Annotated in this window: 6 protein-coding genes and 1 pseudogene; 2 read left to right on the forward strand and 5 right to left on the reverse strand. The window is 68.9% G+C overall.

The genetic code is table 11. From position 1 onward, the window contains the following. A pseudogene (locus HUK82_RS13485) lies at window positions 1-245 on the reverse strand (glycosyltransferase); the annotation flags it as partial. Continuing rightward, on the reverse strand, window positions 242-1,198 hold the full coding sequence (locus HUK82_RS13490; protein WP_176614458.1) for a glycosyltransferase family 9 protein: 957 nt from the start codon (window positions 1,196-1,198) through the stop codon (window positions 242-244). The pseudogene HUK82_RS13485 and the gene HUK82_RS13490, both read right to left, overlap by 4 nt. Before the next feature lie 103 nt (window positions 1,199-1,301). Between HUK82_RS13490 and ygfZ the strand changes: the two genes are divergently transcribed. Next, complete coding sequence (gene ygfZ / locus HUK82_RS13495) at window positions 1,302-2,129, forward strand: CAF17-like 4Fe-4S cluster assembly/insertion protein YgfZ (RefSeq protein WP_176614453.1); 828 nt, start codon at window positions 1,302-1,304, stop codon at window positions 2,127-2,129. Window positions 2,130-2,133: 4 nt separating this feature from the next. Continuing rightward, window positions 2,134-2,550, forward strand: a complete 417-nt coding sequence (gene hisI, locus HUK82_RS13500) for a phosphoribosyl-AMP cyclohydrolase (protein ID WP_176614454.1) — start codon at window positions 2,134-2,136, stop codon at window positions 2,548-2,550. Here the strand turns inward: hisI and lpxB are convergent. The 3 genes from lpxB to HUK82_RS13515 all read right to left on the reverse strand — a co-directional run. After that, on the reverse strand, window positions 2,538-3,743 hold the full coding sequence (gene lpxB, locus HUK82_RS13505; RefSeq protein WP_176614455.1) for a lipid-A-disaccharide synthase: 1,206 nt from the start codon (window positions 3,741-3,743) through the stop codon (window positions 2,538-2,540). The two genes, hisI and lpxB, sit on opposite strands and share 13 nt — an antisense overlap. Before the next feature lie 60 nt (window positions 3,744-3,803). After that, window positions 3,804-4,649: an aldo/keto reductase gene (locus tag HUK82_RS13510; RefSeq protein ID WP_176614456.1), complete on the reverse strand. Its 846-nt coding sequence runs from the start codon at window positions 4,647-4,649 to the stop codon at window positions 3,804-3,806. A gap of 137 nt (window positions 4,650-4,786) precedes the next feature. Beyond that, window positions 4,787-6,562, reverse strand: a 1,776-nt coding sequence (locus tag HUK82_RS13515) for an L-glutamate gamma-semialdehyde dehydrogenase (protein ID WP_176614457.1), incomplete at its 5' end; no start/stop codon positions are given.

A 6,562-nucleotide genomic window follows, 5' to 3' on the forward strand; every position in this document is an offset into this window, starting at 1 on the left:
CGCAGGCGCGCGCGGGTCAGCACGTCCAGCGCGCCGCCAAATCCCATCTGGCGCAGGGGCACGCCCGCCGTACGCAACCTGCCCGCGCGTCCCGCCTCGCGCCGGATGACGGCCAGAACATCGGTGTCGTCCCGCGCGGCGGCCTGGGCGGCACACAACCGTTCGAAAAACAGCTCCGCGCCGCCCATCGGCGCACCCGCCATGACATGCGCCACACGCACCGGCGGTGTCAGTATGCCCGTCATGGACCGGTACTCCCGCCCGTCCCGGGGCACTGCGCGTCCCTATGCGCCTGATCCTCGCGCAGGATCGCAAGGGCGGCGGTGGCGGCGGTCTCGACGCTCAGTCCCGCGATCGGGGCCATGCCCTCGGGGCCGGGGGCCGTGACGAAACGGGCCAGCCGCCCGGTCGGTGCATATTCCGACACGCGCGACGGCCCGAACAGGCCCAGTGTAGCCGTCCCGGCCGCCGCCGAAAGATGCATCAGGCCCGAATCGTTGCCCACGAACACCGCACACCGCCCCAGAAGGGCCGCGACCGCCGGAAGCGTCAGGTCACCCCCGGAATCGACCACGCCGTCGCCGCGCAGGGCCTCGATCACTGGCGCCGCGATCGACGCCTCCGTCACGCCGGGGCCACGCAGGACGACCGGACGGGCCTGCGGCCAGACGGCGACGATCGCGCGGAACAGGGCGACGAACCGCGCCGCGGGCCAGACCTTGCCGTCCCAGTTCGCCGTCGGGCCGATCCCGATCCACAACGCTCCGTCCGGCAGGCACAGGACCGCCGCCGCCCGTTCGGCCGGGGACGTCCACACGACCGGAGACGGCGGCGGGAGCAGTCCCAGGGCCGCCCCCAGATGCCCGATCCGCAAGCCCGGGCGTCGGCCGCCCCGCATCACGACGCGACGGCGCGCCCACAATGCGAACCCGATCGCCGAGCCCCGCAGGTCGACCACCAGATCCCAGCGCGTCCCCACGCAGGCACGCCAGAGATCGAACCAGTGCCGGTCAAGACGCCGCTTGCGGACCACGATCGTGCGGTCGCGGCGCGGCATGTGCTCGAACAGACCCGCCGCGACGGGGCCGCAGGCGATCGTGAAACGCGCATCGGGATGGACACGAATCAGGTGATCCAGAAGGCCCGTCGACAGAACGGCGTCGCCCAGCCGCGTGGCGGTGATGAAAAGGATGCGCATCGCGACAAGACTTAGCCCAGCCGCCGTCAACCTCCAACCACGCGCCCGCGTCCCGTTGCCCCCCTTGCCCCGGACCGAACGCGGCGCCACTCTTGTGCGGGTCATGCCAACGTTCCTCGCCCCCTTGCCCGCCCGCACCGTCCTGTCCGTCAGCGGCGACGACCGTGCGTCCTTCCTGCAGGGGCTTGTCAGCAACGACGTGCTTGCCCTGCCGCGGGCCCGCGTGGTCTGGAGCGCCTTTCTGACGGCACAGGGCAAGTATCTGGCCGATTTCTTCATGATCGACGATCCGGCCAACGCCCGCATCCTGCTTGATTGCGACGCCGCGCAGTCGGCACTGCTGGCGCCGAAGCTGTCGCGCTATCGGCTGCGGGCCAAGGTGGCGATCGAGGCCACCGATCTTGCGGTGCACTCGGCCTGGGGTGACACGATGCCCGAAGGCACGATCGTGGTGCCCGATCCACGCCTGCCCTCGGCCGGATGGCGTGTGATCGGCCCGGTCACCGGCGTCAACGCCACGCCGGACGCGTATGAGGCGCACCGTATTGCCCTTGGTCTTCCTGATGGCGCACAGGATTGCGAGCCGGACAAGACCCTGCTGCTGGAAGCGGACTTCGACCTGCTGAACGGCATCTCCTGGACCAAGGGCTGCTACATGGGACAGGAACTGACCGCCCGGACGCGCTATCGCGGTCTGGTGCGCCGCCGTCTGGTGCCGGTCATCGGCGACCAACCGCTGCCCCCGGCCGGCACGATCGTGTCGAACGGGACGAAGGATGTGGGCACGCTGCGTTCGGTCGCGGGCCATCGCGGGCTTGCCATGCTGCGCACCGAAGCGTTCAACGAACCGCTACACGCCGCAACGACACCGCTGCGCGCGGCACCGCCCGCGTGGCTGTCCGCCGCCCTGACCCAAGCCGACGAAAGCTGACCCGATGACCGCCCAGCCCATCACGGACCCCGCCCTGCGCAGCACCCTGCTCGACCGGGTGGCCTTCAATGCCGACGGGCTGATTACGGCCGTGGCGCAGGACCATGCGACCGGCGAGGTGCTGATGCTGGCCTGGATGAACCGCGCGGCGCTGGACGAGACACTGGCGACGGGCCGTGTGTGTTACTTCTCCCGTTCCCGCAAATCGCTGTGGCGCAAGGGAGAGCGCTCCGGTCAGGTGCAGACGCTGGTCGATGCGCGGCTGGATTGCGACGGTGACGCGGTCCTGCTGCTGGTCGAGCAGAAGGGCGTCGCCTGTCATACGGGCCGACGCACATGCTTCTACACCGCGCTGCGCCCCGAAGGCGCGGTGGAACTGATGCCGCCCGAGATCGCGCCGGACGTGCTCTACGGCGCCTGAGCCGCCGCTCGTTCGGCGAGCAGCCCCACGATTTCGGCTGCCGCCGCGTCGGCCGGCGTGGCGTGGGACGCGCTCAGGCTGTCCATCACCGCCCGGAACCCCGCCCGTTGCGCCTCGGCCACCGCCGGATCGCGCAGCAGGGCCACGACCTCATCGGTCAGAATAGCCGGCGTGCACCGTTCCTGTAGCAGTTCGGGCACCAGCGCCCGACCGGCCAGCAGATTGACCATCGCGACGAACGGCACCTTGATCTGTCGCCGAACAAGGGCGGCGGTCAGCGGATTGACGCGATACGTCACCGCCATCGGCACCCCTGCCAGCGCCAGTTCCAACGTCGATGTGCCCGATTTCGTCAGTGCCGCCCCCGCCGCCGCGAAGGCGTCGTGCTTGTCGTCCACCTCCGTCACGATCACCGGCGCCACTGGCCAACGTGCGACGGCCCGGCGCACGGTGTCGGCCACGACGGGCGAGACCGGCAACACGGGCACAAGCCCCGGCACCCGATCGCGCAGCAGCGCCAGCATCCGTCCGAATACCGGCAGCAGCCTCGGTGCCTCCGACCGACGGCTGCCCGGCATCAGGATCAGGATGGGCGCATCGGCCGCCAGGCCATGACGGGCGCGGAAACGATCCGCGCTCCCCGTCTCCGCCCCCGATTGCAGGACGGGGTGGCCGACGAAACGCGCGTCCAGCCCATGCCGTCCGAAAAACGCCCGCTCGAACGGCAGCAGGCACAACAATCGGTCCCATAGCCCGGGGAATTCGCGCACGCGGTGTTCGCGCCACGCCCACACCTGCGGCGCGACGTAATGCACGCGTGGGATACCCAGCGGCGCGACACGACGTAGAAGACGCAACGTAAAGCCGGGCGAGTCGATCGTCACGATCAGGTCGGGGTGCGTGACCTCGATATCAGCCACCGCCTCCCGCAAACGACGCGCGAGGAACCGGAGACGCGGCAACACCTCGACCAGCCCCATGACCGCGAGGTCCGACAGCGGAAACAGCGTGTCCAGCCCCGCCGCCTGCATGCGCACGCCGCCCACGCCACGGAACGCGACACCGGGCAGGACCGCGCGCAGCGCATCCATCAGCCGCGCGCCCAGCACGTCGCCGCTTGCCTCCCCCGCCAGGATCCAGATCAGCGGGCCCGCGGCGGGACGGGCGGAGGGGGCTGTCGCAGGCTGTGTCATGTCCCACGCCTGTAGACCATGCCGGGCGCGCGACAAAGGGCCACCCGGCACGACGGGCCGCTACATCTCTTCGTAACGGGCGGGATCCTGGTCGTGGGTCCGGCCGTCGGGGCGCGCGAGCGTGGCAATCGTCGCCATCTGGTCGGGCGACAATACGAAATCGAAAATCGAGCGGTTTTCGATCTGGCGTTCCCTGGTGGAGGATTTGGGCAGCGGGATCGCATCGAGCTGATGGTGCCAGCGCAGAATCACCTGCGGGATGCTCCTGCCCACCGCATCGGCGATTGACTGGATCTTCGAATCGGACAGCAGCGTGGACGCGCGTCCCAGCGGCGACCACGCCTCGGTCACGATGCCATGCGCCGCGTTCCACGCGCGCTGTTCGTCCTGCGGGAAATAGGGGTGCATCTCGATCTGGTTGATCGCCGGCGTCACACCGGTTTCGTCGATCAGACGCTGCAGATGCTCGGGCAGGAAATTGCACACTCCGATCGAACGGATCATGCCGCGCTTCTGCGCCTCGATCAGCGCGCGCCACGCGTCGACGTATTTGTCCTGGCTCGGGTTGGGCCAGTGAATCAGATACAGATCGTAGTAGTCGAGCTGGGCGCGGTAGAGCGATTCCTCGATCGTCACGATCGCCTGGTTATAGGCATGGCGCCGGCCCGGCAGCTTGGACGCCACGCGCAGATCGGCACGCGACACGCCCGAACGGCGCATCGCCTCGCCCACTGCGCCCTCGTTCTCGTAATTGAAGGCGGAATCGAGCCCGAGATATCCGGCCCTGATCGCGCTGACCATGCCATCCACACCCTCCCTGCCGTTCATCTTGAAGGTGCCGAACACGACCGCGGGGATCGTGTGGCCGTCGGACAGGGTTATGTCGGGAATGGGTGACGCCGCCATGGGCTTGCTCCTGCTGTCGTCTGTTTCGCGTGCAACCGAATCAGCGCCGCGCCTGGCCGATAGTTCGGACGACACCTGCAGAAAAGACCGCAACCCGGACTCGCGCAATCGTCATGCAGACGGGCGAGCACACGATTTCACCCCGCCAGCATCATCAAATTCGCGTTTCCGCCCGCCGCCGTCGTGTTGATCGACACGCAGCGCTCGTCCTGCAGCAGCGCAAGCGGGTAACGACCGTCAGCCGCACGACGATAAACCGGCACGATCGCCCCCGGGCGCGCCGCGAACGCGTGGCGCAGACGCGCAAAGGCGTCGTCCCCACCGTCAAAAAGTACGAAATCGACCGCGTCCGACGGCGAATATGCAACCAGATACCCGGCGATGGGCGGCGGCACATCGCCCAGAAGCGCCTTGGCCGCGACGGTCACGGCGGCCCTGTTGCCCGTCGCCACGCACGCCGCCACCTGCGCCATCAGTCCCTCGCGCGTCGTCGCGTCACACAGACCGGTGCCGCGCGCCCGGGTCTGGTAGCGATTGATCTCGCCGACCGGGCCGGCCAGAACGCGGTCTACCGGCGGCAGCATCGGCGTCGCGGCCATGATCTGCGGCCCGCACCACGCCGTCAGAACCGGGTCGGGCGTGGCCGCCGCGCCCACGATCATCCCAGACTCCGGCTGCCGAAGACGGGACAGTGCCAGGGGACCGCCGGCCTTCGGCCCGGTACCGGACAGTCCATGGCCGCCGAACGGCTGCACGCCGACCACCGCACCGACGATATTGCGATTGATGTATATGTTGCCGACGGAAATCCGGTCCACCACGCGCGCGACGGTCGCGTCGATCCGTGTGTGAAGCCCGAACGTCAGTCCATAACCAAGCGCGTTGATCGCGTCGACCAACGCATCGATCTGCCTGGCACGATAGCGCAATACATGCAGGACCGGACCAAACACCTCGCGCTTCAGGCAGGACAGATCAGAAATCTCGACGACCGCCGGCATCACGAAGGTGCCGCGCGCGCACGCGTCCGGCAGCGGTGCCTGAGTGACGCGGCACCCCGCCGCCCGCATCGCCCGCAGATGCGCCTCGATCGTCGCGCGCGCATCGGCGGAAATCACCGGCCCGATATCCGTCTCCAGCCGATCCGGATTACCGACGCTCAGTTCGGCCAGCGCGCCGCGCAACATCGCAAGCGTGCGGTCCGCGACATCGTCCTGCACACACAGGATCCGCAACGCACTGCAACGCTGGCCCGCGCTGTCGAACGCCGACATCAGAACGTCGGCGACCACCTGTTCCGACAAGGCCGACGAGTCCACGATCATCGCATTCTGTCCGCCGGTTTCGGCAACGAACGGCACGGCATGGCCCGTGCGGGTCGTGCGCTCGGCCAGCGTTGCGGCGATCAGATGCGCGACCTCGGTCGATCCGGTGAACATCACGCCCTGAACACGCGCATCCGCGACCAGACACGCGCCCACCCCACCGTCGCCGCACACGGCCTGCACGGCGGCTTCCGGGACCCCCGCCGCACGCAGGATCGCGATCGCGCGTGCGGCAATCAGGGGTGTTTCTTCGGCCGGCTTGGCGATCACCGTATTACCGGCGGCCAGGGCGGCCGCGATCTGGCTAAGAAAGATCGCCAGAGGAAAATTCCACGGACTGATACACAGAACCAGCCCCAGGGGCGCCGCCACATCCCCTGCCGTCTCGGCCAGCCCGGCGTAATAGCGCAGAAAGTCGACGGCTTCGCGCACTTCACCGACCGCGTTGGCCACGGTCTTGCCGGCCTCACGCATGATCGGGGCCAGCAGATCTTCCATCTCGGCCTCCAGCCGGTCCGCTGCGCGGCGCAGGATGGCCGAGCGCTCGGCCGCAGGAACCGCCGCCCACAGCGGTGCCGCGACGTCGCC

Origin of the sequence: Ameyamaea chiangmaiensis, assembly GCF_013376175.1 — a bacterium.
Taxonomy (GTDB): Bacteria; Pseudomonadota; Alphaproteobacteria; order Acetobacterales; family Acetobacteraceae; genus Ameyamaea; species Ameyamaea chiangmaiensis.

Bases quoted from the DNA above. Each gene is read 5' to 3' on its own strand.
- HUK82_RS13490 (WP_176614458.1), bottom strand. From the start codon at position 1,198: ATGCGCATCCTTTTCATCACCGCCACGCGGCTGGGCGACGCCGTTCTG.
- ygfZ (WP_176614453.1), top strand. From the start codon at position 1,302: ATGCCAACGTTCCTCGCCCCCTTGCCCGCCCGCACCGTCCTGTCCGTC.
- hisI (WP_176614454.1), top strand. From the start codon at position 2,134: ATGACCGCCCAGCCCATCACGGACCCCGCCCTGCGCAGCACCCTGCTC.
- lpxB (WP_176614455.1), bottom strand. From the start codon at position 3,743: ATGACACAGCCTGCGACAGCCCCCTCCGCCCGTCCCGCCGCGGGCCCG.
- HUK82_RS13510 (WP_176614456.1), bottom strand. From the start codon at position 4,649: ATGGCGGCGTCACCCATTCCCGACATAACCCTGTCCGACGGCCACACG.